The 23,246-nt window shown below is 55.9% G+C and carries 22 protein-coding genes; 13 read left to right on the forward strand and 9 right to left on the reverse strand.

The window, feature by feature from the left end; all coding sequences use genetic code 11:
• Nucleotides 1–67 precede the first annotated feature (67 nt).
• Genes ACKC9G_RS14140 through ACKC9G_RS14150 form a run of 3 tightly spaced genes read right to left on the reverse strand, consistent with a single transcriptional unit; the run spans nt 68 to nt 4,334 of the window.
• Nucleotides 68–2,185 (reverse strand): HlyD family efflux transporter periplasmic adaptor subunit, encoded by a 2,118-nt coding sequence (locus ACKC9G_RS14140; RefSeq protein WP_411406748.1) that lies wholly within the window; start codon nt 2,183–2,185, stop codon nt 68–70.
• A 2-nt stretch (nt 2,186–2,187) separates the two neighbouring features.
• Complete coding sequence (locus ACKC9G_RS14145; RefSeq protein WP_411406484.1) at nt 2,188–3,492, reverse strand: efflux RND transporter periplasmic adaptor subunit; 1,305 nt, start codon at nt 3,490–3,492, stop codon at nt 2,188–2,190.
• The gene (locus tag ACKC9G_RS14150) at nt 3,489–4,334 is read right to left on the reverse strand and encodes an efflux RND transporter periplasmic adaptor subunit (RefSeq protein WP_411406486.1); all 846 of its coding nucleotides are present in this window, start codon (nt 4,332–4,334) and stop codon (nt 3,489–3,491) included. Before ACKC9G_RS14150 ends, ACKC9G_RS14145 begins: the two co-directional genes overlap by 4 nt.
• Before the next feature lie 315 nt (nt 4,335–4,649).
• Between ACKC9G_RS14150 and ACKC9G_RS14155 the strand changes: the two genes are divergently transcribed.
• Together ACKC9G_RS14155 and ACKC9G_RS14160 are read left to right on the forward strand one after the other, a co-directional pair.
• Nucleotides 4,650–5,336, forward strand: coding sequence for a glutathione S-transferase family protein (locus ACKC9G_RS14155; RefSeq protein ID WP_411406488.1), 687 nt, complete (start codon nt 4,650–4,652; stop codon nt 5,334–5,336).
• 83 nt (nt 5,337–5,419) lie between these two features.
• On the forward strand, nt 5,420–6,100 hold the full coding sequence (locus tag ACKC9G_RS14160; RefSeq protein ID WP_411406490.1) for a glutathione binding-like protein: 681 nt from the start codon (nt 5,420–5,422) through the stop codon (nt 6,098–6,100).
• A 142-nt stretch (nt 6,101–6,242) separates the two neighbouring features.
• Here ACKC9G_RS14160 and ACKC9G_RS14165 read toward each other — a convergent pair whose 3' ends face one another.
• Nucleotides 6,243–7,166: a LysR family transcriptional regulator gene (locus tag ACKC9G_RS14165; protein WP_411406492.1), complete on the reverse strand. Its 924-nt coding sequence runs from the start codon at nt 7,164–7,166 to the stop codon at nt 6,243–6,245.
• A gap of 151 nt (nt 7,167–7,317) precedes the next feature.
• On the opposite strand from ACKC9G_RS14165, the gene ACKC9G_RS14170 reads away from it, so the two are divergent.
• On the forward strand, nt 7,318–7,725 hold the full coding sequence (locus ACKC9G_RS14170) for a CidA/LrgA family protein (RefSeq protein ID WP_411406494.1): 408 nt from the start codon (nt 7,318–7,320) through the stop codon (nt 7,723–7,725).
• Entirely contained in the window at nt 7,718–8,407 is a 690-nt protein-coding gene (locus ACKC9G_RS14175) for an LrgB family protein (protein WP_411406496.1), read from the forward strand. Before ACKC9G_RS14170 ends, ACKC9G_RS14175 begins: the two co-directional genes overlap by 8 nt.
• Nucleotides 8,408–8,527: 120 nt before the next feature.
• Here the strand turns inward: ACKC9G_RS14175 and ACKC9G_RS14180 are convergent, their stop codons facing one another.
• Nucleotides 8,528–9,307, reverse strand: a complete 780-nt coding sequence (locus tag ACKC9G_RS14180; RefSeq protein WP_411406498.1) for a DUF4197 domain-containing protein — start codon at nt 9,305–9,307, stop codon at nt 8,528–8,530.
• 307 nt (nt 9,308–9,614) lie between these two features.
• Between ACKC9G_RS14180 and ACKC9G_RS14185 the strand changes: the two genes are divergently transcribed.
• Nucleotides 9,615–10,523, forward strand: coding sequence for a DMT family transporter (locus ACKC9G_RS14185; protein ID WP_411406500.1), 909 nt, complete (start codon nt 9,615–9,617; stop codon nt 10,521–10,523).
• A gap of 67 nt (nt 10,524–10,590) precedes the next feature.
• On the opposite strand, the gene ACKC9G_RS14190 is transcribed toward ACKC9G_RS14185, so the two are convergent.
• The 3 genes from ACKC9G_RS14190 to ACKC9G_RS14200 form a co-directional block, all read right to left on the reverse strand.
• Entirely contained in the window at nt 10,591–10,761 is a 171-nt protein-coding gene (locus ACKC9G_RS14190; RefSeq protein WP_411406502.1) for a hypothetical protein, read from the reverse strand.
• A 207-nt stretch (nt 10,762–10,968) separates the two neighbouring features.
• A complete protein-coding gene (gene yjjG, locus ACKC9G_RS14195; RefSeq protein WP_411406504.1) occupies nt 10,969–11,673 on the reverse strand; it encodes a pyrimidine 5'-nucleotidase in 705 nt (234 codons plus the stop codon).
• Nucleotides 11,674–11,799: 126 nt separating this feature from the next.
• Nucleotides 11,800–12,768, reverse strand: coding sequence for a LysR family transcriptional regulator (locus ACKC9G_RS14200; RefSeq protein ID WP_411406506.1), 969 nt, complete (start codon nt 12,766–12,768; stop codon nt 11,800–11,802).
• Nucleotides 12,769–12,994: 226 nt separating this feature from the next.
• On the opposite strand from ACKC9G_RS14200, the gene ACKC9G_RS14205 reads away from it, so the two are divergent.
• From ACKC9G_RS14205 to ACKC9G_RS14215, 3 genes are all read left to right on the forward strand, one after another.
• Nucleotides 12,995–14,323: an aspartate aminotransferase family protein gene (locus ACKC9G_RS14205; RefSeq protein ID WP_411406508.1), complete on the forward strand. Its 1,329-nt coding sequence runs from the start codon at nt 12,995–12,997 to the stop codon at nt 14,321–14,323.
• Nucleotides 14,324–14,359: 36 nt separating this feature from the next.
• Nucleotides 14,360–15,853 (forward strand): CoA-acylating methylmalonate-semialdehyde dehydrogenase, encoded by a 1,494-nt coding sequence (locus tag ACKC9G_RS14210; RefSeq protein WP_411406510.1) that lies wholly within the window; start codon nt 14,360–14,362, stop codon nt 15,851–15,853.
• Nucleotides 15,854–15,997: 144 nt separating this feature from the next.
• Nucleotides 15,998–16,453 carry a hypothetical protein gene (locus ACKC9G_RS14215; protein WP_411406512.1) on the forward strand — a complete coding sequence of 152 codons (456 nt, stop codon included), beginning with the start codon at nt 15,998–16,000 and terminating at the stop codon, nt 16,451–16,453.
• On the opposite strand, the gene ACKC9G_RS14220 is transcribed toward ACKC9G_RS14215, so the two are convergent.
• A complete protein-coding gene (locus tag ACKC9G_RS14220; RefSeq protein ID WP_411406514.1) occupies nt 16,443–16,952 on the reverse strand; it encodes a hypothetical protein in 510 nt (169 codons plus the stop codon). The two genes, ACKC9G_RS14215 and ACKC9G_RS14220, sit on opposite strands and share 11 nt — an antisense overlap.
• A gap of 528 nt (nt 16,953–17,480) precedes the next feature.
• Between ACKC9G_RS14220 and ACKC9G_RS14225 the strand changes: the two genes are divergently transcribed.
• From ACKC9G_RS14225 to dctP (ACKC9G_RS14245), 5 genes are all read left to right on the forward strand, one after another.
• The gene (locus tag ACKC9G_RS14225) at nt 17,481–19,253 is read left to right on the forward strand and encodes a hypothetical protein (protein WP_411406516.1); all 1,773 of its coding nucleotides are present in this window, start codon (nt 17,481–17,483) and stop codon (nt 19,251–19,253) included.
• A gap of 182 nt (nt 19,254–19,435) precedes the next feature.
• Nucleotides 19,436–20,050 carry a hypothetical protein gene (locus ACKC9G_RS14230; protein WP_411406518.1) on the forward strand — a complete coding sequence of 205 codons (615 nt, stop codon included), beginning with the start codon at nt 19,436–19,438 and terminating at the stop codon, nt 20,048–20,050.
• Nucleotides 20,051–20,161: 111 nt separating this feature from the next.
• Nucleotides 20,162–20,734, forward strand: a complete 573-nt coding sequence (locus tag ACKC9G_RS14235) for a TetR/AcrR family transcriptional regulator (RefSeq protein WP_411406520.1) — start codon at nt 20,162–20,164, stop codon at nt 20,732–20,734.
• Between the two features lie 194 nt (nt 20,735–20,928).
• A complete protein-coding gene (gene dctP, locus ACKC9G_RS14240) occupies nt 20,929–22,008 on the forward strand; it encodes a TRAP transporter substrate-binding protein DctP (RefSeq protein WP_411406522.1) in 1,080 nt (359 codons plus the stop codon).
• A 48-nt stretch (nt 22,009–22,056) separates the two neighbouring features.
• Nucleotides 22,057–23,151, forward strand: a complete 1,095-nt coding sequence (gene dctP / locus ACKC9G_RS14245; protein WP_411406524.1) for a TRAP transporter substrate-binding protein DctP — start codon at nt 22,057–22,059, stop codon at nt 23,149–23,151.
• Nucleotides 23,152–23,246 lie beyond the last annotated feature (95 nt).

The following is a 23,246-nucleotide window of genomic DNA, read 5'->3' on the forward strand; positions in this document are numbered from 1 at the left end:
AAGCTTAGCCCGAAGCGTTTTAGGCTCAGGCCAAGAGGCCAACTCCTGTCGCGTTATCAAGGCAGAATCAAAAGCCACTCTCACGGATAAACACGGCAGCCATATGCCGTAGCCAGCCGCCCAGCAGCGATTCCCGCTCGCCTTCCAGCACCACAACGCCTCGTTGCCGCTGTGTGGGAAGAGGCTGACCTGACGCAGTGCTCGCCGCAAAATCGACAGCGTACTGAGCCTTCAGGGGTTCAGCTTCACCTTCTTTGTTGCGGCGCACGGCAATGGGCCCCTCCTTGTCGGACGCCAGACTGGGCAAGGACAGCGTTGCCGAACCGGTCGGAGCGATATGGGTAAGGGTAACGTTGCGTGCAGGCTGGTGGGGGTCATCCGCATAGAAGGTACCGGTCATACCGCTTTCAATACGGGTGACGGCGCTATCCTCAGCATAGCCACGGGCCCGAAGCTCAGCCGTATCTACAATACGTGCCAGCACCAGTTCCGGGTTGATCCAGCGGCCTGCATGTAACTCACTGGCAAGATCGCGCACGGTTCCTGCCTGAGTGGCTCTTAGGGTGAGGCGGGCCTGCTGTTCCTGCAGACCGCGATAACGCGCAAGGGATTCTGCCAGTTGCTGCTCAATGACCTGCGAGCTGCTGGCGGTTTCCTGCCGGGCCCGGTTTCGCAGTAGCTCCAGCTGCAGAATATCCAGCTGCTGACGCTCAATACCCAGACGAGAGTCGATATCCGGTGAGGACAGGGTCATCAGTACCTCGCCCTCCCTGACCTGCTGACCATCCTTCACCGCTACACTGGCGATTTGTGCTGCCACCGGGGCATAGAGGCTGGTGACGCGTGTTGCCTCAAGAACGGCTGGCACGGAGACACTGCCTTTCCAGGGGAAGAACAGCACGGCCAGAATGACAGCGCTGAAAAGGGTGGTCCGAAACAGGGCTGCGGGTTTTGAGGCTCGGCGCATGGCAATCCAGTGTTTGACTTCGCGAAGCATGGGCAGCGCGATAAACCAGCTGATTTCGATCAGCATCAGAACGATGCCGACCACCTTGATAAAGAAATGGTAGACCACCAGCGCAATGCCCAGAAACAGGAAAAAACGCCACAGCCAGGAGGCATAGCCCCAGAGTAACAGCTTGCGTTGCATCGCCGGTGACCAGCGCTCAGGCGGTGGCTGCTGGTAGCCAAACAGCGCTTCGCGAAGGCGCCAGCGACAAAGGCGATAGGCCCGTTCCTGCAGGTTGTCGACTCGCCACAGATCCGACAGCAGGAAGTAGCCATCAAAGCGCATAAGCGGGTTCAGGTTGACGACGACTGTTGTGATCCAGGTCGCGCTGGAGAGCATAAAGGCGGCGGTTTTAAGCGGCCCTTCCGGCAACAGTGACCAGGCCAGCAGGGCAAAGCAGGCGAGGATAAGCTCTGCAAGAATGCCGCCTGCGCCAATGATAAAACGCAGCCTGTGGCTCTTGAGGCGCCAGGCGTCGGACACGTCGGTATAAAACAGCGGGAAGAGCACAATAAAAGCCACCCCCATGCTTTGCACCCGACAGCCAGCGTGCTTGGCCAGTAAGGCGTGGCCCATTTCATGGCAGAACTTGGCAAACACCAGCGCCACCCCGAAAGCGGCCATGCCACTCATGCTGAAAAGATGGGGGAAAGAATGGCGGTAGGTGGCCCAGTCGCGGCTAACCAGAAAGATGCCGAGCAATAACACCAGCGGTAGCAAGAGCTTGAACAGCCATGCGCCGTGACGTGCCAGCAGGGGATAGAACCGGTTGAGGAAGGCTTCCGGTCGCCAGAGAGGAATTCGAAAAAACAGGTATTGATGCAGCAGGCTCTTCCACCAGACGATGTGCCGCGCTTTGGCCTTTTGTGCATAACTGCCGCGCTGCTCAGGGTCAGCCGCGCTGATCAAATCATGCAGCCGCAGAAAATCCAGCAACTGCTCGACATCTTTCTCGGCCAGCTTTAGCCCCGGCTCATTATTCGCCGCAGTCAGCACTGCGCCAGGGTCACGTTTGCTCCAGTGACGAAGCAGTCGCAGCGCCTGCTGGGTGAGTTTGAAGTAGCGCCCGCTGATCGGATCTGCCAGCGTCCATTGAGGTGAGCCATCAAAGCCCGGCGCCGCTTCCGTAAGCTGCAAATCACGCCGAAGCACCGGCAGCAGCTTGCTAGCTTGCATGGTCACAGACCCAGCACCTGTCGAATGGCCGCCAGTGGTCGGCGGAACAGATACACCGCCAGACTGACTTCATCCCCGTAGAGCTTGGCGGTACCACGAAGGCCGATGCGCGGCGGTGTGCCGCTAAAGTCTGCATCCACGCGATAGGCCAGATTGCCCGCCGGGGTGGTTTCCGCTTCATAAGAGGTGCGTGTCAGCGTCGCGGCGTGGGGTGTGAGTGGGTCACTATCAAGAAAGAGCCGGACTTCATTGCCTGCGCTTAAATGAATGGCATCGCCCACATCGATACTGGCCTTGAGGCTGGCCTGAGCCGGGTTGGCGATTTCCATGATGCGCTCGCCGGTGCGTACAGGCTTACCTGTCCAGCGGTCGGCATCGGCAAACACGGCGATACCGGACTGATCTGCCCGGACTTCACTGCGCGCCAGCATCGCCTGAGCATAATCACGCTCGGCCTGCTTTTGTGACACCTGCGCCGAGAGCAAGTCCAGTCGTGCTTTGGAGTCCGTATCCTGAAAGGCGCGCTGAGAGGCGGCGCGGTATTCCGCCTGGGCCACATTCAATGCCCGCTCTGCCACATCGGCCTGTGCCTTCAGGGTCGTGGCATCGAACTGCACGAGTAACTGGCCTTTCTCAACCATTTCATTGGGTTTAACGACAATGCGCTGAACCACGCCATCGATAGGGGCAGCGACGATGGAGCCGTTCTCCGGGATGACCTCGGCGGGTGCCAGCACTGACTGGCGTACCGGAATCAGCAGGCATAACAACAGTAATGCCAGCGGGATCAGCCATTTCCAGCCCAGGTGTTTCCAGTGCCAGCGCTTCACCGGCTCCAGTGCCAGCCAGGCATGGGAGGCTGCGTCGCCAAACTGACCGGCGAGAGTGACTTCCGCCCCCGACCAGGGGGCTTCCCGCGCCAGCCAAATACCGCCAAAGACATCGCCTGCGCGGGTTTTAAGAGGAATCCAGAGGGCTTCCGGCGCGGACAGCTCCTGCCAGTCCTTGCGGCTTTGATCATCCAGTGTCTGGGCTTTGATGATTTCCGTTTCGGCGTCTTTAACCGGAAAGTGTTTGGCGGCGCGCTCGATAAAGGCGACAAAGGGCGCTTGTGGCGAGACCGCAGAAATCCCCGTGACAGCCCGAACTCGTCCTTTAATGACCAGCGCTGCATGGCGAAAGCCAAACAGCGGCTGGGCATCATTCACCAGCTGGTAACTCAGGGTTTCTGCGGAATCCGCCCGGCGCAGGCGCTGTTCAAGATCAAGAAAAAGGGCGAAAACACGCTCAATGCTCGGCTGGCTCACTTCAGGCCCTCAAAGTGGGCAGTACCGCTCATCCCTGAGAGCAAATCGCTGGCTGGCGCAGTCAGCTTGCCGATAAGGCTGATGGTCTGGCTGCCCTCATCGATGCGCGCACCAAGGCGGCTGATACTGGCCTGCAGGGGTTTACCGGTTTCATCCGGGGTGAACTGAAAATTCTGCCCGGCCTTTAGCTGGGGGAGCCAGCGTGAAGGTACCAGAATGTGAATCTCCAGCGTCTGGTTATTGACGATATCCATGAGTGGTGTGCCAGCAGCGACACTCTCATAAGGATTGACCTCGGTTTGCACGACCTGGCCGGAGAAGGGCGCGGTGAGTGTGCAGCGGTCCACTTGCAGCTTATAGACCTTGCTCTGGGCCTGCGCTTCGGCAAGATGGGCGGCCGACAGGGAAACAGCGTATTTGCCTACTGAGCGCATCTCGGCGAGCTGGCGGTTCTGGCTTAATTCAGCCTGGGCTGCGCGGGAAGCCGCCTGGGATGCGGAAAGCTGAGCTTCGTAGGTGGAGCAGTCAAACTTCACCAGTGCCTCGCCTTTCTTGAAACTCTGACCTTCGCGAAAGGGCAGTGCATTGATTCTGCCAGCGATTTCGCTGGAGATGGTCGCCTGCTCGACGGCCTGAAGCACACCGCGCGCCTGACTGGTCGCCAGGCCCTGAGTCTGGCTATCAGCGGAGTCGGTGGCCATTTTCGCCAGCACATCCTGCTCTTTGGCGACCTGGGTTGAGTCAGTGGTTGTTTCTGCAGCCTGAGCCACAGAAAAAGTCGATGCTACTGCCGTGATCAGCGCAAGTCTGATAGCGACTGCCGGGGAAAATCGTAATCCCACCTGTTCTCTCCTTAAATACCTGCCATGCTTACCGGAATGTTTACCTGCGGTGATGCTGTGACTGGCAAGTGATGCCTGCACAGTGAAAACGTGACTAAGCCGCAGGTGTGCATCTAAAAACACAATGACCAACTTACGCAGTTCGGATGAGAAGATCTGTTCGAAAAACACGGCTTTTTAAAAGAAAACCGTTATGAAACAGTCTCATCCCGATAGGTATGACTTTATCGGGAACTTGGGCCGCCACTTTTGGGTCTCACACAGAAGTGGGCTGCCCGAGGTCTTAACTAATCAACAGAGCAGAGGAGAGTCAAGGTGATCCGTCTTTATGAATTGTGCGGGGATGACCCGGAACTGCTGTTTTCTCCCTATTGCTGGCGTATTCGCGCCGTGCTGACCCATCTGAATCTGCCCTTTGAAAGTGTGCCCGTGCGCTTTACTGAAAAGGAAACGCTGGGCTTTTCCGGGCAGGGTCTGGTACCGGTATTGGTGAAAGATGAAGAGGTGGTGATCGACTCCCTGCAGATCATGGCCTACCTCGACAGCGCGGTGAGTGAGTCTGATCTGCTTGGCACTGATGTTGCCCGGGCAAGGGCGCTTTCCATGGACGCAATGATTTCTGCGCTGTTGCGTCCTCATTTATCCAAACTGCTGATCCCGACCATTTTCAGCGTGATTGCCGAGAAAGACCGGGGCTACTTCCGCGAGACCCGCGAGAAGAGACTGGGCTGTACGCTGGAATCCATGCCCACGGCTGAGGCCATCCTTCCTGATCTTGCCCCTGGTTTTTCTGCCTTGAACGCAGCGCTGGCTGAGTCGACCTACCTGGACGGTGTTGCGCCCGGTGCCACCGACTTCTCTGTGTACGGTCTGTTGATGTGGGCTTACACCCTTGGTTTCTCGCCCTGGCAACCCTATGCCGAGGTAACACGCTGGTTTGATGATCTGCTTGCTGCCTACGAGTCCAGGCAGGGGCCAGTCAAACGGGCGGTTGCTCAGTAAAGGCTAAACCGCCGTTAGCAACACCAAAGCGATATTTCATACGACTGCAGTTCTCACAGGCTGTGAGCAAGCGAGGAAAAAGGATGATTGATCTTTATTACTGGACGACCCCGAACGGTCACAAGGTCACGATTTTTCTGGAAGAGACCGGTATCGACTACACCTTATGCCCGATCAATATCGGTAAGGGTGAACAGTTTGAACCAGAGTTTCTGAAAGTCGCGCCCAACAATCGCATTCCCGCCATTGTTGACCGGGCACCACTCTGGGGTGGTGAGCCGCTGAGCCTGTTTGAGTCCGGCGCCATTTTGGAATATCTGGCAGATAAAACCGGTGACTTCCTGCCTGCCAAAGGTAAGGAGCGTTACGACGTTCTGCAGTGGCTGTACTGGCAAATGGGTGGCGTCGGCCCGATGGCAGGGCAGAATCATCACTTTAATCGCTATGCGCCAGAGACGATTCCTTACGCTCAGAACCGCTATATCAAGGAAACGGCACGTCTGTATGGTGTGCTCGACAAGCAACTGGCGGATAAAGACTTTGTCGCTGGAGACTATTCCATCGCCGATATGGCAATTTTCCCTTGGGCCAAACTCTGGGAAGGGCAGAAGCAGAACATTGAAGACTTCCCCAACATGGCCAAATGGCTTGAACGTATTGAAGCCCGTCCCGCGGTGCAACGCGCCTACAAGCTGGTGGAAGGAATCAACACCGACTCCAAAGCCCTGTTGACCGAAGAAGCGCGCAAGCATCTTTTCAAATAACCTTTCTTCACGCTAATCAGCGCTGCTGATGCAAAGTGTTTGAAGCCAAGAGTTTGACGCAACGAGTTTGATGCGAATAAATCGGTCTAAGCAGTTGATGTGACAAGGAGCCTGATGGCTCCTTTTTTTATACCGTGCCTTTTTATACCGTCCCCATGGGCAAGCCGGGCAGCGAGCCCTGCTCGTCCAGTGAGGATTCAATGAGGTCGAGCATGGCGCGTGCAGCGAAGGTCAGAGTGCCGCCTTTGCGCCAGAGCAAGGACAGCTTCCAGGTAAAACTGTTGTCTTCCAGTGCAATCATGCGCACCCCCGGCGTGCCGTGACGCTCGGCAATCAGGCCGGGTAACAGCATGGCGCCGGTACCCGCAGCGACCAGCGCCAGTCCAAAGTCCGGCTGGCTGATCTGCGTGACGACCTTGGGCGTAAAGCCGGCGGTATAACAGGCCTCAAGTACGACCTTATTCAACAGAAACCCCGGCTCGAAGATCACCAGAGGCACCTCGGCCAGATCCTTGAGTTTGATACTTTCCTGCTGCGCCAGCGGGTGGGCAACGGGCAGGGCGACGCGCATCGGGTCATTACGAATCTGCAGCCAGTCGATGCCGTCATGCACCGGGACTAAACTGGTCGCCAGTTCGATATCGCCTTTGCGCAAGGATTCCTCGAGTTCAGCCCCACCACGCTCCATCAGCCAGACGCGCACCTGCGGGTAGCGGCTGCGAAAGCGGGCAATCAAGGGCGCGAATAGCTCGGCACTGCCCAGTGGCGACAGGCCGATTCTCAGTTCACCGCCGCTTAAGCCACGCAATTCATCGATCGCACGTGCCATGCGTTTGCGCTCATCCAGCATCGTGCGGGCATGGCGCAGGACGATCTCCCCCGAGGGTGTCAGGCGAATTTGCGAGCCACGTTTACCGCGCTCAAGCAGCACCGCTTCAAGCTCTTCCTCCAGAGAACGAATCGCCTTGCTCAGTGCCGGCTGGGTGATGTGTAGCTGTTCAGCGGCACGGCCAAAGCCACCACTTTCGACGATGCGGACAAAGTACCGCAGCACACGCAGATCCATTTGTTTTCCAAAAAGTTATGTAATGCATGTTAATTATTCATTATTTTTATCTATTTGAAACCCCTAGACTACACGCATTAACGATTCAGCCAGAGGCCATAAGCCGAGACTGGCACAGAATTTCACTCAGCACTCAGAGAGGAAATGCACCATGAAGAAAGCCAAAGGGCTCGTTCATACGCTACTCCAGATTGCCGGGCTCTGTGCTTTGCTGTGGGCCTGTAATTCGTTGGCCGCCCATGAGGGCTGGTCGATTCCCGGCAGCGTACTGGGCCTGGGCATCATGGTGGTGCTGTTCGCCAGCAAACTGGTGCCGGTGTCAGTGGTGCAGGCGGGTTCTGCCTGGTTACTGAGTGAGTTGTTGCTGTTTTTTATTCCGCCGGTGGTATCGATCATCAAGTATTCCCAACTGCTGGAGCAGGATGGACTGATGCTGATGGGCGCGCTGATCGGTGGAACCGCGCTGGTACTGATAGGAACGGCGCTGGTGGTGGATCGCGTATTCAAGCTGGAAAGCCGTATGCGTGGGCACCAGTTTGCCGAGGTGTCCCATGTCTGATAGCGCACTGGCGTTGTTCAGTCTGGTCGCGACCCTGGGGTTTTATTACCTCACTAAAGTGGCCTACGCCCGCAAGAAGGTGTTCTTTTTGGCACCTATTCTGGCCGCGCCCCTTGGCATTATTGCGCTGGTGCTGGCACTGCGGATTCCGCTGGATGACTACTTTCGCTTCACCCACCTTTTGGTGCTGATGCTGGGGCCTGCGACCATCGCTTTTGCTGTACCGATTTATCAGCAGCGCGGCGTGATTATGCGTTACCCCATGACCCTGACCTTTGGTGTGATTACCGGTCTGGTGCTGGGGATGGGCAGCTCCTGGCTACTGGCGCAGTTGTTTCCGCTGCCCGATGAAATCGCTCACAGCATGCTGGTGCGCTCGGTATCAACACCCTTTGCACTGCAGGCTGCGACGGCTTTTGGTGGCGTGCCTGAAATTACGGCGATGCTGGTGATGGCGACCGGCATTATCGGCATGGTGATTTGTGAGCCGGTATTCCGCGCCACAAGGATTCGAACCTCGCTGGCGCGCGGTGTGGCATTGGGGGCATCGGCCCACGGTGCAGGCACGGCGAAAGCGCGGGAGTTGGGCAATGAAGAGGGCGTGATCGCCAGCCTGACGATGATTTTTACCGGGATTGCAATGGTGCTTGGTGCACCGGTCTTTGCCAGCGTACTCGGCTAAGGCCGCCATCCCGGCGTTTTATTCCTCAACGTGCTTAAACTTCGACTGGTGGCATCGGTCGACTTTCCGAGGGCTTCCTGCTTGGCAGGGGCCCTCTTTTTTTATCTTACGCTGGCTGACTTACTGGCCGAACACCGAGCGCAGCAAGTCCGTGGTACGGGCCGCCGGATCGGTACGGATGGCTTTTTCTTCCTGCGCGAGCTGAGCAAAGAGGCCATCAAGTGCCGCTTGCGTCACGTAGGTATCAAGGTCCACATTGGTGCCGGTTAACGCTGCAAGGCCGGATGGAATTTTCTTGGTGAGCTGCTGGTAGTAACTGGTGACGCCGGTCTGAGCCATCGCCTGGGCGATATCGGGCTGAAACTTGGCCGCCAGTTGGGTACGGGTATTGGTTTCAAAGTAGCGGGTTGCTGCATCACTGCCGCCAGAATAAATCTGCTGGGCATCTTTTAGCGTCAGGTTATTCAGTGCCTGCACGAAGAGGGGGGTTGCCTCGACCACGGCCTTCTCGGCGGCGTGGTTCATGCTGGTTTCAAAGGCATCAACCTGAGTGCCCATCCCGGCGGCGCGCAGCATCTTGGCCGAAGAGGCCAGGGCGCCAGGCAGGGGAATATGCGCAATGCTGCTGTTAAGGTAGCCGTTTTGCTTACTCAGGCTTTCCACCGCACGAGTCGTCCCGACAGACAGCGCCTGTTTAAGGCCGGCGCTCAGGGTGCTGGATGAGAGTGATGTTGACGTGCTGGCGCTGGCAGAGGTGCTGCCACTTTGCTGCTTTTGCAGCTGGGCTTTGCCTGCGTTGAGAAGATCATTCAGGGTCGATGCCTGCACGATGGGCACCAATGCAAAACCGGTGATACCGGCGCCGAGCAGCAGTGCTGAGACTTTGGAACGTCGAGACATAACTCCCTCCCTGTGAGATTGACTGGCCGCCTGAATACGCGGCGTAAAGGGTAAAGCTCAGGTTGCATTGTACGCCCTGAGGTTTATCAGCGCTGTCGCAGGCAGGCGTCATTTCTGGGCAAAGTGTTGCAGCGCCGGAGCTTTAGACGGCCTAAGGCTAAAGCCCTAGGGCGCCAAAGTGAGGTTATCGCTAGGCTGTAGTTATCAGAGGCTTATTGCTATCGCTGAATCGTTGCAGTCACAGAATTGTTGTTGCCACTGAATTATTGTTATCACCGGGCGCTGACCATCGGGAAAAATAAAAACTATGCACGACGCCAGCACTTCCACCACGACCAATCTCCCCCGACTCTGTCTGACAACGCTGTTGGCTCTGATCGCCTTTGCCGCTAACTCCGTGCTTTGTCGTCTGGCGCTGGCCACGGAGAGTATTGATGCAGCGAGCTTTACCTCCATCCGGCTTTTTAGTGGTGCGGTGATGTTATCGCTGTTATGCCTGCTGACGGCGAAACGCTCGGTGGCCAATGCAACGAGCCCGAAGCGGTCGTGGCAGCAGTTTGGCTCCCAGATCGGTGCGCTCAGCCTCTTTATCTACGCAATGGCCTTCTCTCTGGCCTATGTGAGTTTGCCGACCGGAGCGGGCGCGCTCATTCTCTTTACCTCGGTGCAGATGACCATGCTGGCGATCGCCTGGTATCAGGGGCATCGCTTTACCCTATTGGAAATGGCCGGGCTCTTACTGGCCTTTGCGGGTTTTATTTTGCTGATGCTGCCGGGCATGGTCGCGCCCAGCGTCGGCGGGTTGGTGCTGATGTGTCTGGCGGGCATGGCCTGGGGTGTTTACACCTTGCAGGGTCGTAAGAGCCGGGCGCCACTGCAGGATACCGCAGGCAATATGCTGAAAACGTTGCCGCTGGCGGCTGTTGTCGCCATCGCCGGAGTGCTAAATGGCCATGCAGAACGTTCAGGTGTGGTACTGGCCATCGCATCGGGAGCGCTGGCCTCGGGTGTTGGCTATGCCCTTTGGTACAGCGCACTGCGCTCGCTTTCTGCGCCGCTGGCGGCCGTATTGCAGCTTAGTGTGCCATTGCTGGCAGCGGCAGGTGGCATTTTATGGATGGGCGAAGTATTAACGCCAGTGCTGATGGTGTCCGGGGTGATGACGCTGGGCGGCATCGGACTGGTGATTTTTGCACGCAGCCGGAGTGCTCACTGAAATCAGTCAGCGCACTAAGGCTCGAAAAAACAGGTGTGAAATGGCCAGGCGCTTTTCACTACTACCGCTATGCGCTCACCCAGTAGTACAGGGACGCCAGCATAAATACGGCGGTGTAAGCGACAATACCGATATTACTTTCCAGCTCATGGTCCCCTTTATATTTGCCGAGGGAAACCAGCCGTCCGGTATAGCCAAAGAAGTGAGTAATCCAGTCCGAAGAAAGTAGCCGTTCCATTGATTGCCTCCTGAAAAATCCGGAAATGTCGTGGCACCCAGATCACGCCCGGTCAGGAAAGGCCGAGTGGTAAGTGCTACGCGGATGAATCGAGGCAGAGAACGTAAAACGAAAAGGCTGATAAAGCAGATTTCAGCAGGGGATATTCCCAACCTCTGCAACGAGTATTGGGCGACAAATAGCCAATTGCAATGCTGAATACGCAAATTAAATCGAGATTTTTTCTTCTAATAGCCGTTTTAGTTCGAAATGATTGCTGACGGTGTAATTAGGCAGAATGCCATCCGGTGCCGGAGTCTTTGCCGCATTCAGCCAGCAGGTGTGCCAGCCCGCCCGCTGACCGCCCAGAATATCGGAGGCCGGGTTATCGCCCACCATCAGGAACTGCTCAGGGGTAAGTGACTGATTCGGTTTGATTTTCTGCACTTCCAGCTCCGTATGACGGAAGATTTTCGGGTCGGGTTTTGCAACGCCCACGGCCTCTGAAACGACCAGCACTTCAAAGAAATGGCTCATGGCATTACGCGCAAGGCGTGCTGTCTGAAGATCCACCAGCCCATTGGTAATAATGCCAAGGCCAACCTTGCCCTGCAGTCTTTCCAGTAATTCTCGTACCCCTTCAAGGGGATGGCAGACCTCTGCCATGGAGGCCAGAAATTGCTGGTTCAATTGCCGGGGGCTGATACCCAGCTCTTCAGCCAAGGGAATAAACCGGCGAATTTTGACATCTTCTGCGGTAATTTCGCCTTGCTGGTATTGCTGCCAGAGTGGCGTATTAATCGCCTGATATTGCGCATAATCCTCACGATTAAAGTCTTTTCCGTGAGTGGCTAATGTCATTTGCAAACCGGCAAAGGCATCGAAATGAAACAGCGTATCGTCCGCATCAAAGATGACCCACTGATAAGACATAACATTCGCTCCTGTTCACAAATGAGGTTGCTTTTTACGCGATTAATTGCGCCTAAAGCCTAGCAACCGGGTTTGCCCCAGGCCAGCAGTCATCGGGCAACAGCCTGTCCACCCTTATGGCAATGCTCACACCCCCAGCGCTTCCAGATATTTCTCCAGAATCAGGTTCGGGCGGGCGGCTTTGCGGGTGACGGCGAAGAATTGCGTGCCGAAGTGCAGTTCATCGGGCAGCAAGGCGCGCATCTGGCCGTCGCGTACCCAGCGTTCGGCAAAGTGAGTGGGCAGATAGCCGATATAGCTGCCGGTCAGAATCAGAAAGGCGATGCCTTCGCGATCCGTCGCGGTCGCCTGCGCATTCAGCCTGCGGTGCAGGGGCTTTACGTCGGCAAGGGGCGCAAAGGCCGGGACGACGGCATCCTGCTTTTCGATCTGGGGAATCGTCAGCTCCGTGTCATTCAGGCTGAAAAGTGTATGGCCACGGCTGCAATAAAGCTGGGAGGTTTCTTCATAGAGGGGAAAGTAATTCAGCCCCTGCAGAGGCCGAAGTTCCGGAATCACACCGATATGCAGGCGGCTGTCGAGCACGCCAAGTTCAATGTCATTGGGCGGAATCATGCGGATATTGATGCGCACACCGGGGCCGGCCTTTTTGAGTTCCGCCAGTGCGTGGGTAATACGCATGTGGGGCAGGGTGACGAGGTTATCGGTGATGCCGATATTCAGCTCGCCCTTCAGATGATTATGAATGGCGTTAACCTGCGCCTTGAAACCTTCCAGCGAGGCCAGCACCTGCAAAATAGCGTGGTAAATCTGCTCGCCTTCCTCGGTTAAGGCAAAGCCCGAACGACCGCGCTGACACAGGCGCAGGCTCAGGCGTTTTTCCAGATCACTGATCGCCAGAGAAATCGCCGGACGGCTGATATTGAGCTGCACCTCAGCCGCTGAAAAACCGCCGTTATCGACCACCGCTTTAAAAATGCGCAGCAGACGAAGGTCAACATCGCTGATTTGTCCGGGCAGATTGACGGTTTTCGGCGCGGTTTTTAGCGCTGTTTTCGCGGCGGACGTTTGCGGGTTTTTGTTCTGACTGCTCATCGCCTGTCCTGCGGATTTTAACCTTGTCAAAACGGTGCCACGCACACGTCAGCACTAGGCTTGAGGGTGTTGGCGGAACAAGGTTATTTAGGTAAGTAAAACGATAAGTATGCTTTAAAAGGTTTGTATTTAACTACTTTTTTTGCCGAGGCAGACTGAACCCATTGCGAGCAGAGATTTATGCTCGTCCCCGAGACTTCAAATTAGCGATCAGCAGGTAGCCGCGATGACCGACCACGTCATGCCCACTAAGGAAGAACTGGAAGCCCACTGGATGCCTTTCACGGGCAACCGGCAGTTTAAAAAGGACCCGCGCATCATCACCGCGGCCAAAGGCGCGTACTTTACCGACAGCGATGGTCGCCAGATTTTTGATGCGCTCTCCGGCCTCTGGACCTGCGGTGCCGGCCATTGCCGCCCTGAAATTGCTGAAGCCGTTAACGCCCAGCTGCAAACGCTGGATTACTCGCCAGCCTTCCAGTTTGGCCACCCCAAATCCTTCCAGCTGGCAAAACGTATTCTCGACTTTATGCCAGCGGCGATGACCCGTGTTTTCTACACCGGTTCCGGCTCTGAAGCGGTCGACACCGCCCTTAAGATTGCCCGTGCGTACTGGCGCAAAAAGGGTATGGGCAGCAAAACCAAACTGATTGGCCGTGCCCGTGGTTATCACGGCGTCAACTTTGGTGGCATCAGCGTTGGCGGCATCGTCGGCAACCGCGCACTCTATGGTCAGGCGGTGGATGCTGATCACCTGCCGCATACGGCCATCAAGGAAAACCTGTTCAGCAAAGGCCAGCCAGAACATGGTGCGCATCTGGCCGATGAGCTGGAAGCGATGATTGCCCTGCACGATGCCTCTAACATCGCCGCCGTGATTGTTGAGCCAATGGCAGGTTCCACCGGCATTCTGCCGCCACCGGTCGGCTACCTGAACCGCCTGCGTGAGCTGTGCACCAAGCACAATATCCTGATGATTTTCGACGAAGTGATCACCGCTTTTGGTCGCGTTGGCGCCAATACCGGCAGTGAAGCCTTCGGCGTTGTGCCCGATATGATCTGTTTTGCCAAGCAGGTCACCAACGGTGCCGTGCCCATGGGCGGCGTGACCGTGATCGAGCCGATCTATGAAACCTTTATGGAGCAGGGCGGCCACGACTACATGGTCGAGCTGCCACACGGCTACACCTATTCTGCCCATCCGGTGGCCTGTGCGGCAGGTTTGGCGGCGCTTGATATTCTTGAGAAAGACAACCTGATCAGCCGCGCCAAAGAGATGGCGCCTTACCTTGAAGCGGGCATTCACAGCCTGAAAGGCTTGCCTGCGGTGGCGGATATTCGTAACTACGGTCTGGCGGCGGCGCTGACGCTGGAAGCTGCGCCCGGTGAACCCGCGCTTCGCCCCTATCTGGTGGCGATGGACATGTGGAAGAAAGGCTTCTATGTCCGTTACGGCGGCGACACGATTCAGCTGGGCCTGCCCTTTATTGTCGAGCGTGAAGAGATTGACCGCCTGATCAACGCCCTGGGCGATTCACTCAAGACCCTGGCCTGAGCCGCGACTTCACCGATTTTTATAAGAGAGACCTTTATGACCCAGATTCACGGACATTTTATCAACGGCGAAATGGTGACCGACGAGGCGCGTACCCAGGCCGTCTTCAACCCGGCCTTCGGTGAGGAAAGCTCGCGCGTGGCGCTGGCCAGCAAGGCAACCGTTGAAAGCGCGATTGCCGCCGCAGAAGCGGCATTCCCCGCGTGGCGCAACACACCGCCACTTAAGCGTGCGCAGGTGATGTTCCGCTTTAAAATGCTGCTTGAAGAACACGCCGATGACATCTGCGCGCTGATTACCGCTGAACACGGCAAGGTGTTGGATGATGCCCGCGGCGAATTGCAGCGCGGTATCGAAGTGGTCGAATACGCCTGCGGCATTCCTGAACTGCTCAAGGGCGAGCACAGCAAAAACGCCGGCCCGGCGATTGATTCCTGGAGCGAGTTCCAGCCCCTTGGCGTTGTGGCGGGCATTACCCCGTTCAACTTTCCGGCGATGGTACCCATGTGGATGTTCCCGATGGCGATTGCCTGCGGTAACACCTTTGTACTGAAGCCTTCCGAGCGTGACCCCAGCGCACCGCTGAAAATTGCTGAGCTGCTGCACGAAGCCGGTCTGCCTAAAGGCGTGTTCAACGTCGTCAACGGCGACAAGCTGGCGGTCGATACCCTGCTGGAAGACAAGCGCGTGCAGGCGGTGAGCTTTGTCGGCTCAACCCCGATTGCCGAATATATCTACGCCACCGGCACGGCTAACGGCAAACGTATTCAGGCGCTGGGCGGTGCGAAAAACCATGCGGTGATCATGCCCGATGCCGATATCGACAACGCCGTCAGCGCACTGATGGGCGCGGCCTATGGCTCCTGCGGCGAGCGCTGCATGGCGATTTCCGTCGCGGTCTGCGTGGGCGATGAAGTCGCGGATGAAGTGGTCAGCAAACTGGAAAATGCACTGTCGACCCTGAAAGTCGGCCCCGGCACCGACCTTAGCAATGCCATGGGCCCGGTGATTACGCAGGTATCGCTGGACCGCATTCGCAACTATGTGGCCGAAGGCGTGTCGCAGGGCGCAAAACTGGTGGTCGATGGCCGTGATCTGGTCGTGCCCGGCCATGAGAACGGCTACTTTATCGGCGGCTGCCTGTTCGACCACGTGACCCCTGAGATGAGCATCTACACCGATGAAATCTTCGGCCCGGTACTCTGCGTCGTGCGCGCCAAGTCACTGGAAGAGGCAATGCAGCTGATCGACGATCACGAATACGGTAACGGCACCTGCCTCTTTACCCGTGATGGCGAAGCGGCGCGCTACTTTACCGACAACATCAAGGTCGGCATGGTCGGCGTTAACGTTCCGCTACCGGTGCCAGTGGCCTACCACAGCTTCGGCGGCTGGAAACGCTCCCTGTTCGGCGACCTTTACGCCTACGGCCCCGACGCCGTGCGCTTCTATACCCGCCGTAAAACCATCACCCAGCGCTGGCCCGCCGGTGGTGTGCGCGAGAAGGCACAGTTTGCTTTCCCTAGCTAAGTAAATCCGGTACAAAACCAGCAGGGGCTGGCACTCTGCTGGTAATTGAAAAAGCCCCGCTGTGCGAACGTGCAGCGGGGCTTTTAAATAGCAATTGCTCATTGGTGAATTATCTATGGGCTTGCTTTTTTTAGGGTGATAGAAATGGATGAAATAAAACTAGCTGAGTCATGGTTATCTTCAATTGGTTTTACTGTCGTGAGGTGGTCTGAAGTCGAAAGGCTAATTGATCAATGTCTACACTTAATAGCAAAAGGAAATAACACACAGAAAAAGCCAACACGACTTAACGGTAAACTTGAATATATAGAGCGGCATTTAAATGAGAGACTGCCATCATTCATGGGTCATGAACTTATCATGAAAACAAAGGCAGCATCACAACTTAGAGATGTCTTTGTACATGGCATTGTTGAAGGTTTTGATAACGAGGTTATTAGGATGAGTAAAATTCAGGGTAAGGAGAAAGACTATGTAAGGGAAGTTTTTGAAGTCAATATTGTAAGGCTTAACAACTCACAAGAAAATATAGATTATTTGATTGGTGGATGGTCTGATGTAGTAGGTTTTTTGATTAATGAATCAGATTTTAATTCATAGGCATTTGCTGTTCACGTTCTATTTTAATGTAAAGCCTTAATGAACTTCTCCTGAATACACCGCTTGTTCTTCTCACCGGATGCTGAAAAGGCTTCCTGTCCCATGCCGGTTTGGCTAGCAGCTCCAGTACCCATACTTCCTCATTATTAAAGAAGCTAAAGCTTAGCTGGCTGGCGCTCAGGATCTGTAAATCACCAATGATGCCGGGGGTATAGGCCGCGCCAAGCGTAATGCTTTCGCAGACCTGAAGTTTTTGATCCAGCCGATAAATCACCAGCCTTTCCTCAAAGGGCACATCATCGGTAATGAGCAGAATAAAGCCGTTATCCATTGCAAACTGGCCTTCCAGTTGCGCACCTTCAAAAGCGAGTTGCTGTCGGCTGGGAGTGTGTTCGAGCACTATTTCCGGGCAGGCATCCTCTGGCGAATGGGTGGCTATCACCCTGAAATCGGTGGTGGGGGACAGAGGCATCGGTAAGATCGCAACAATCAGATTCAATTAATTTAAGCGCTGTATGTCAGCTGATGACAGGCACGCAGCTACCTGACATAACTCCCATAATCCGCATTTTGGCTCATCGCTATTAAGGGCGGTATTTTCAAAAACAACCCGTTTTCATTGGCTTACCTGTTGGGTCATAAGTATGAAAACGTATCTGGTTTATGCAAAAAAATACCGCTAGGGTAAAGGCTAACTACTTTAGTTGTAGTCATCTAGATGAAACTGGCATGCATTATGCGACTGGTTTTACCGATGAAGAGGATAAGCGCTGGACGAATCGGAGCACGTTGCCATGGATGAACCTATGCCGATGAATGCGCCAGCCTTGTTTGCCATTTACTCGCGTTGTACCCGCGACTGACCTGACTGATAGACCGGTACAGTGACTGCGCCTGAGTGCGTATTTCCCGCTTCACCTGAGAAACAGGTGAGTTTTGGGAAGCGGCCGTTGCTGGCCGTGTCAGTCCATGGCCTCGATTCTTCCCGTGACGTTTCCTTTGATTAACAGGACAGAGCAGATAGAGCATGCCAACCACAGCAGCATCAGCGAGATCGAAATCTCGCCCACGACATCTTCGTAATGCTATTCCTCGCGCCGCGCACTACGTGAAGGAATGGCGATATTTCGCCGGACTCTTTGGCGGTGAGCACATTGCCGCGACCGAGTTTGTTATTGGTGTGACTTTTGTGACCATGGGAGTCGGCACTACCGAACTGCTCCTTGGACTGTTGATCGGTAACCTGCTGGCCGTTGCCAGTTGGGCGCTGGTGACAACTCCCATCGCCGTCGAAACCCGACGCTCGCTGTTCAGCTATCTTGAGCAAATCACCGGCCCTTATTTCAGTAAGCTTTATAACAGCGCGATCCTGCTGTTCTACGGCGCGCTGGCCGCCGCGATGATTACCGTCTCGGCTTATGCGGTGCGCCACGCGCTGGATTTGCCAGTTCAGCTTCAGCCTTATCCCACCTCAATTGCCTTTATTGTAGTGACGCTTATGCTCGCCGCCGTGGTGGTGATTGTCGCTGCCCGCGGCTTTGAAGCCATGGCCAACTTTGCGACCATTTGCTCGCCCTGGATGCTGACTTGCTTTGTCTGCGGTGCGGCAATTGCGCTGCCTTCTCTGGCGCAGCATGTCACAGGCTCGACCGGTATCGACAGCTTTGCAGGCTTTATCGAGGTCGCCAAAGAGACTATCTGGACGGGCACGACGCCAGAAGGCAAAGACGGCATCTCCATGTGGGAAGTTGCGGCCTTCGCCTGGGCGAACGGTGCCATGGTGCATTTGGGCCTGATTGATATGGCCACCTTCCGCTTTGCGCATCGCAAATGGTATGGCGTGTTCTCCGGCATCGGCATGTTTTTGGGCCACTATGTGGGCTGGATTTCCGCAGGCCTGATGGGCGCGGGCGCTGCCGTGGTGCTTGGCACCGCGCTGATGAATCTCGACTCCGCCGATGTTGCCTACGCCACGCTGGGTTATGTGGGCCTGCTGGCGGTGATTTGTGCCGGCTGGACCACGGCGAATGCCTGCCTGTACCGCGCCGGTCTTGCCGCCAGTACCCTGATGCCCAAGATGTCACGCAGCAAAGTGACGGCGATTATCGGTGTCGTGATTGCCGCTGCCGCCTGTTTTCCCTTCGTCGCGCAGTCCGTTATGCCGCTGACGGTTTATGGTGCCGTGCTGCTGTGTCCGGTGGGGGCGATCACCATTGCTGAGCATTACCTGCTGCCACGTTTGGGGCTGACCCGTTACTGGTCGCGTTACCTGCGCCAGAACATCAACATGGCGGCGCTGATCGTTTGGGGTGTCTCTCTGGCGTTTGCCGTACTGATGATCCTTACCCAGGCCATGAGCTTTTATTACATCTTCCTGCCGGAATACCTGATCGCTCTGGTGCTTTACCCCATCGTGGCAAGCTACATGGGCGCGCGTGACTCCTGGCCCGTGGATGAAACCCGTCAGGCGGAACGTGAGCAGGTGCTGATCGAGTTTGAGGAAAAACGTTTGGCCGAGAGCGGCGAGGAGCAGGTCGAATCTGACCCGACCAAACTGCACACGGCACGTTTGGCGAAGGTGCTGCTTGTTGGTGCCGGGGCAGTGCTGATCTTTATGATCGTCTACGCCGTTCGCCTGGCCTGGACGGCGCCGGATATCACCGACCTTGGCACGATGAAAGAGGATTACTTCTACACGGCCATTGCGCTGACCTTCAGCTACTTCGTGCTGGCCTGGGTGGCCATGCGTGTGAGCGATGGCCCGAACGAGGCGGAAGAGTCACCCGCCCAGGTGCCTTAATCTGAGTGATTTATCGTCAAAGCCCGGCTTGGCTGCCGGGCTTTTTTGTGCGCTGCCGGGCATGGCATGCGTGCTGTCTGCCTTGGCTTGCTTGCGTGTAAGTCCGGGCTTCTTTAGTCTGCGCTTCCCTGTACTGGCGACTGTTTCCTGAATATCGCCAGGCTGTCCATGGAAGGATAAGTATGCCGACTGACTCTCCCGCAGCCTCCACCGCTGCAGCCAAACCTCCGCTAAAAGCGCCATCGTCCCGCTGGCGAAATATCGCCTTTGGCTTTTTTGTCTTTATGGTGGTGACGCTGTTGTTCGCTATGTGCGACGGGGCTTACCTACCACGCTTTTTGATGGCATCCTGGAATTACCGGGCCTTTGCCATCTGGATTATGCTGCTTCCGTTAAGTGCTTTCGCCACCGCTTGCCTGCTGCGTGGCCAGCCTCTGCGGGTAATGCTGTTTTTCCTGTCGCTGACCAGCTTCGTTTTCCCCAGCAGTTTTATGGCGTGGTTCGCCTGGACTGAGGGGGATGCGGTGGCTCAGGACAGTAAAGCCTCAGTGAGAGTACTGCTCAGTGAAGTCCGCGTGGATAAGCACACCTACCGGCTGTATCAGAGCAATTGTGGCGCTACGTGCTCTCTTGATTTGGTGCTGATGGACGAAGTGCTCTGGCCGAATCTCGGCATGAAATGGGTGCGTGCAGAATGGTATCTCGCCCGACAGGCTCAGGGTTCCCTGATGCTGGATGGCAACACCCTGCAGGTACAGGACGATGGCAAGGTGCTGTATAGCAAGGTGATTGACTGAGCCTGTCGCCGTCGTTTTGTTCTCTGCCAACAATGAGCATAAGGGGAACTTTTGTTATCATGGCGCCTCGTTGTTAAGCCCGAGCAGATATTGCTCCCATCGAGAACCGCCATGCGTCCCCGTGATTTGAATAAGGTTGTTGCCCTGCGTCAGGCAACGTTAGAAGTCGTCAATGAAGATGGCTTCGCGACCAGTTCAATCCAGAAGATCGCCAAGCGAGCCGGTGTGTCGCCCGCGACGCTCTACATCTATATGAAGAACAAGGAAGAGCTGCTGGTCTCGACCTTTATGGAAATCAAAGCGGCTATGGCGCAGCAGCTCATGGCTGAATTCGACGCCAGCCTGCCCATCAAAACCAGCCTCGAAGGATTCTGGTCGCGGCTTTATACCTTCGTACACAGCGAAGGGGAGAAGTACCGCTTTATTGACCAGTTCACCTATTCGCCCTACATCAAACTGATCGACACTGCGCTACTGGAAGCGCCATATCAGCCGCTTCATCAGGCGCTGGACCGTGCTATTGCCGCAGGGGAAATTGTTGATTGTCCGAAGGCGATGCTGCTGTCCTTTGTGCTGGCACCTCCTGTTTTTCTTGCCCGCTCGCGTCTGAATAAAGGTTTCCGGCCTTCGGCGCAGGAAGTTGATGCCGCATTCCAACTGGCCTGGAAGGCCATTTCCAGGTAACTCCAGCGTGCGCTCTTCGCACCTTGCATTGAGCTGACTCTGAGGTCGCTTTGCCTTGCCTGTCATCCGGTGTCATGAAGTTTTAAGTAAATGAATGTTCATTTACTTAAAAGCCTGTGGCATGTTTTCCTGCATTCCCCCACGCCGCCCAGCCATCAGCGGGCAGTACTGAACATGTGCGCAGGAGAAACCGGATGCCACGCTTTAACCTTTCACTGAAACGAACACATCAGGCACTACTGGCGGTGACGGCTGCTTTGTTGGTTAGCCAGTCTCAGGCGGCCACGGTGCTGACCTACGTGGATGCCAAACCCGTGGATGAAATGCGCACGCGGTTTCTCGAGGAGGTGTTCTTTCCGGCGGTTGAGCGTGAGTCCGAAGGGCGCCTGAAGATTGAGCGTCACTGGAATGGCGGGCGCGATGTGGCCTTCAATGCATTGGCCTCCCTGGCTGCCGGCAAAAGTGATCTTGGTGTTGTCGCGCCGGAATATGAAGCGAAGTCGCTGCCCCTCAACCAGATTTTTCAGAGCTTTCCGGTCGGACCAGCAGGTGCCAAAGAAGTGGCTTTCTACCGGCAGGTTTATCAGAGCGTGCCTGCGTTTAACGCTGAGCTTGGCAAGCAGCACCTGCATGAGATCTTTCTGGCACCGGGATATCCGGCGGCGTTTTTTGCCGCCCAGCCTCAGGACAACATCCGTGACATCGCCGGGAGAAGCTGGCGCACCTCGAGTTTTTGGCACGCCAGCTTTTTGACAAGTGCCGGTGCCACGCCGACAAAGGTGCGCTGGGGGCCGGATATCGCCGCTGCGCTTGAGAAGGGCTCGCTCTCGGGGATTTTCGTCAATATCGACAGTGCCAAAAAGCTCAGTCTGCAAAAAGCCGCGCCCTATGTGCTGGCCTCGCCCCGACTCTGGATGGATCACCTGTACATCATCGCGATGAATGAAACGTCCTGGGAGGCATTAAGCGCCGAGGATCAGGCAGCATTCACACGGGCGGCGGCGTCTTCCTACCCGCAATACGGTCAGCGTCTTGATGAGGCGTACACCCGCATGATCGCGTCTTTTAAAGCCGATGGGGCAACCGTTCATACCCTGAGCGATGCCGAGCTTTCCCAGTGGATGCAGGCCTCAAACTATCAGCAGCACCAGCAGGAATGGGCAACGTCTGCTGCACTGAAAGGTAGCGACGCCAACACTGTGCTTGAGCAGGTCTCAGGCATTTTTAGCGATTATCAGAATCAGGCTGAGGGCGATAAGTCGTCTCTTAAGTGATACCGATTCCCCACAGTAAAAACGAAACCCTGAGCGAAGGAGAAACCGATGAGATTCCACCACACGGCGGGCAAAGATACGCCACGCTTTCACCTTTCCCTGAAACGCGGCCGTCAGGCGCTGGTTGCTGCTGTCGGCGCACTGCTGCTCGGCCAGGCGCAAGCCACCACCGTGCTGACCTTTAGTGATCACCAGCCGCTGGATGGCATGCGCACCCGCTTTCTGGATGAGGTGTTTTTTCCGGCCGTTGAGCGGGAGTCAGAAGGGCGCCTGAAGATTGAGCGTCATTGGGATGGCGAGCTGGCGATTGCCTATGATGCCTTGCCGACATTGCGCTCAGGCAAGACCGACTTGAGCGTGATCGTCCCGGAATATAAAGCCAATGACTTGCCGCTACACCAGATTTTTAAAGGTTTCCCCGTGGGGCCATCCGGCGCAAGGCAGGTCGATTTTTTCCGGGAAGTGTATCGAGAAGTGCCTGCCTTTAATCAAGAACTGGCGAGCAACAATATACGCGAGGTATTTCTTGCCACAGGCTATCCCTCTGGCTTCTTCGGCACCAGGCCTCTGCAATCCATCGGCGATATTGAAGGGCAGAAGTGGCGTTCAGCGAGCTTCTGGCATTTGGATTTTCTCAAAAGCGCCGGTGCTCAACCGGTCAAAATGCATTGGGGGCCGGAAATCTTTGATGCCCTCGGCAATGGCGCGCTGGATGGTATTTTCGTAAACATCGACAGCGCCTATAACCTCAAGCTCAATCAGGCCGCGCCCTATGCACTGGTATCACCCAGGCTGTGGTTGGGTCATCTTTATATTGTCGGCATTAACGAGAAGGTCTGGGAGACACTCCCGCAGGAAGATCAGGCCGCTTTTCAGCGCGCAGCTGAGACCTCTTACCAGCAGCTCGGACAGGTGATGGATACCTCCTACACCAACATGGTCAAACAGCTGGAAGCCGGGGGCACCAAGGTGCGCACTCTGACGGATGAGGAAGTGGCGCACTGGCTCAAGGCGACGGATTACCAACAGCATCAACAGAGCTGGGCTAAGTCCGAAGCACTGAAAGATGTTGAGGCCCAGCCGGTGATTGATCAGGTCGCCAGGATTCTCGAAAAATACTCAGAAAGCGGTACAGCTCAGTGATAACTATTTCCCTTGAGCATCTGGTTTGCCGGTAGCAGTCGATTACTGGTGAGCTCTATCGCAAAAAGAAAAGGGCGCCTCGGCGTCCTTTTTTT

The sequence above is a fragment of the Pokkaliibacter sp. CJK22405 genome, from assembly GCF_046614695.1.
Lineage (GTDB): Bacteria > Pseudomonadota > Gammaproteobacteria > Pseudomonadales > Balneatricaceae > Pokkaliibacter.

Bases quoted from the DNA above. Each gene is read 5' to 3' on its own strand.
- ACKC9G_RS14215 (WP_411406512.1), top strand. From the start codon at position 15,998: ATGGATGAAATAAAACTAGCTGAGTCATGGTTATCTTCAATTGGTTTT.
- ACKC9G_RS14225 (WP_411406516.1), top strand. From the start codon at position 17,481: ATGCCAACCACAGCAGCATCAGCGAGATCGAAATCTCGCCCACGACAT.
- ACKC9G_RS14200 (WP_411406506.1), bottom strand. From the start codon at position 12,768: ATGAGCAGTCAGAACAAAAACCCGCAAACGTCCGCCGCGAAAACAGCG.
- ACKC9G_RS14205 (WP_411406508.1), top strand. From the start codon at position 12,995: ATGACCGACCACGTCATGCCCACTAAGGAAGAACTGGAAGCCCACTGG.
- ACKC9G_RS14175 (WP_411406496.1), top strand. From the start codon at position 7,718: ATGTCTGATAGCGCACTGGCGTTGTTCAGTCTGGTCGCGACCCTGGGG.
- ACKC9G_RS14190 (WP_411406502.1), bottom strand. From the start codon at position 10,761: ATGGAACGGCTACTTTCTTCGGACTGGATTACTCACTTCTTTGGCTAT.
- ACKC9G_RS14230 (WP_411406518.1), top strand. From the start codon at position 19,436: ATGCCGACTGACTCTCCCGCAGCCTCCACCGCTGCAGCCAAACCTCCG.
- ACKC9G_RS14185 (WP_411406500.1), top strand. From the start codon at position 9,615: ATGCACGACGCCAGCACTTCCACCACGACCAATCTCCCCCGACTCTGT.
- dctP (WP_411406522.1), top strand. From the start codon at position 20,929: ATGCCACGCTTTAACCTTTCACTGAAACGAACACATCAGGCACTACTG.
- ACKC9G_RS14165 (WP_411406492.1), bottom strand. From the start codon at position 7,166: ATGGATCTGCGTGTGCTGCGGTACTTTGTCCGCATCGTCGAAAGTGGT.
- yjjG (WP_411406504.1), bottom strand. From the start codon at position 11,673: ATGTCTTATCAGTGGGTCATCTTTGATGCGGACGATACGCTGTTTCAT.
- ACKC9G_RS14210 (WP_411406510.1), top strand. From the start codon at position 14,360: ATGACCCAGATTCACGGACATTTTATCAACGGCGAAATGGTGACCGAC.
- ACKC9G_RS14235 (WP_411406520.1), top strand. From the start codon at position 20,162: ATGCGTCCCCGTGATTTGAATAAGGTTGTTGCCCTGCGTCAGGCAACG.
- dctP (WP_411406524.1), top strand. From the start codon at position 22,057: ATGAGATTCCACCACACGGCGGGCAAAGATACGCCACGCTTTCACCTT.
- ACKC9G_RS14170 (WP_411406494.1), top strand. From the start codon at position 7,318: ATGAAGAAAGCCAAAGGGCTCGTTCATACGCTACTCCAGATTGCCGGG.
- ACKC9G_RS14140 (WP_411406748.1), bottom strand. From the start codon at position 2,185: ATGCAAGCTAGCAAGCTGCTGCCGGTGCTTCGGCGTGATTTGCAGCTT.
- ACKC9G_RS14180 (WP_411406498.1), bottom strand. From the start codon at position 9,307: ATGTCTCGACGTTCCAAAGTCTCAGCACTGCTGCTCGGCGCCGGTATC.
- ACKC9G_RS14160 (WP_411406490.1), top strand. From the start codon at position 5,420: ATGATTGATCTTTATTACTGGACGACCCCGAACGGTCACAAGGTCACG.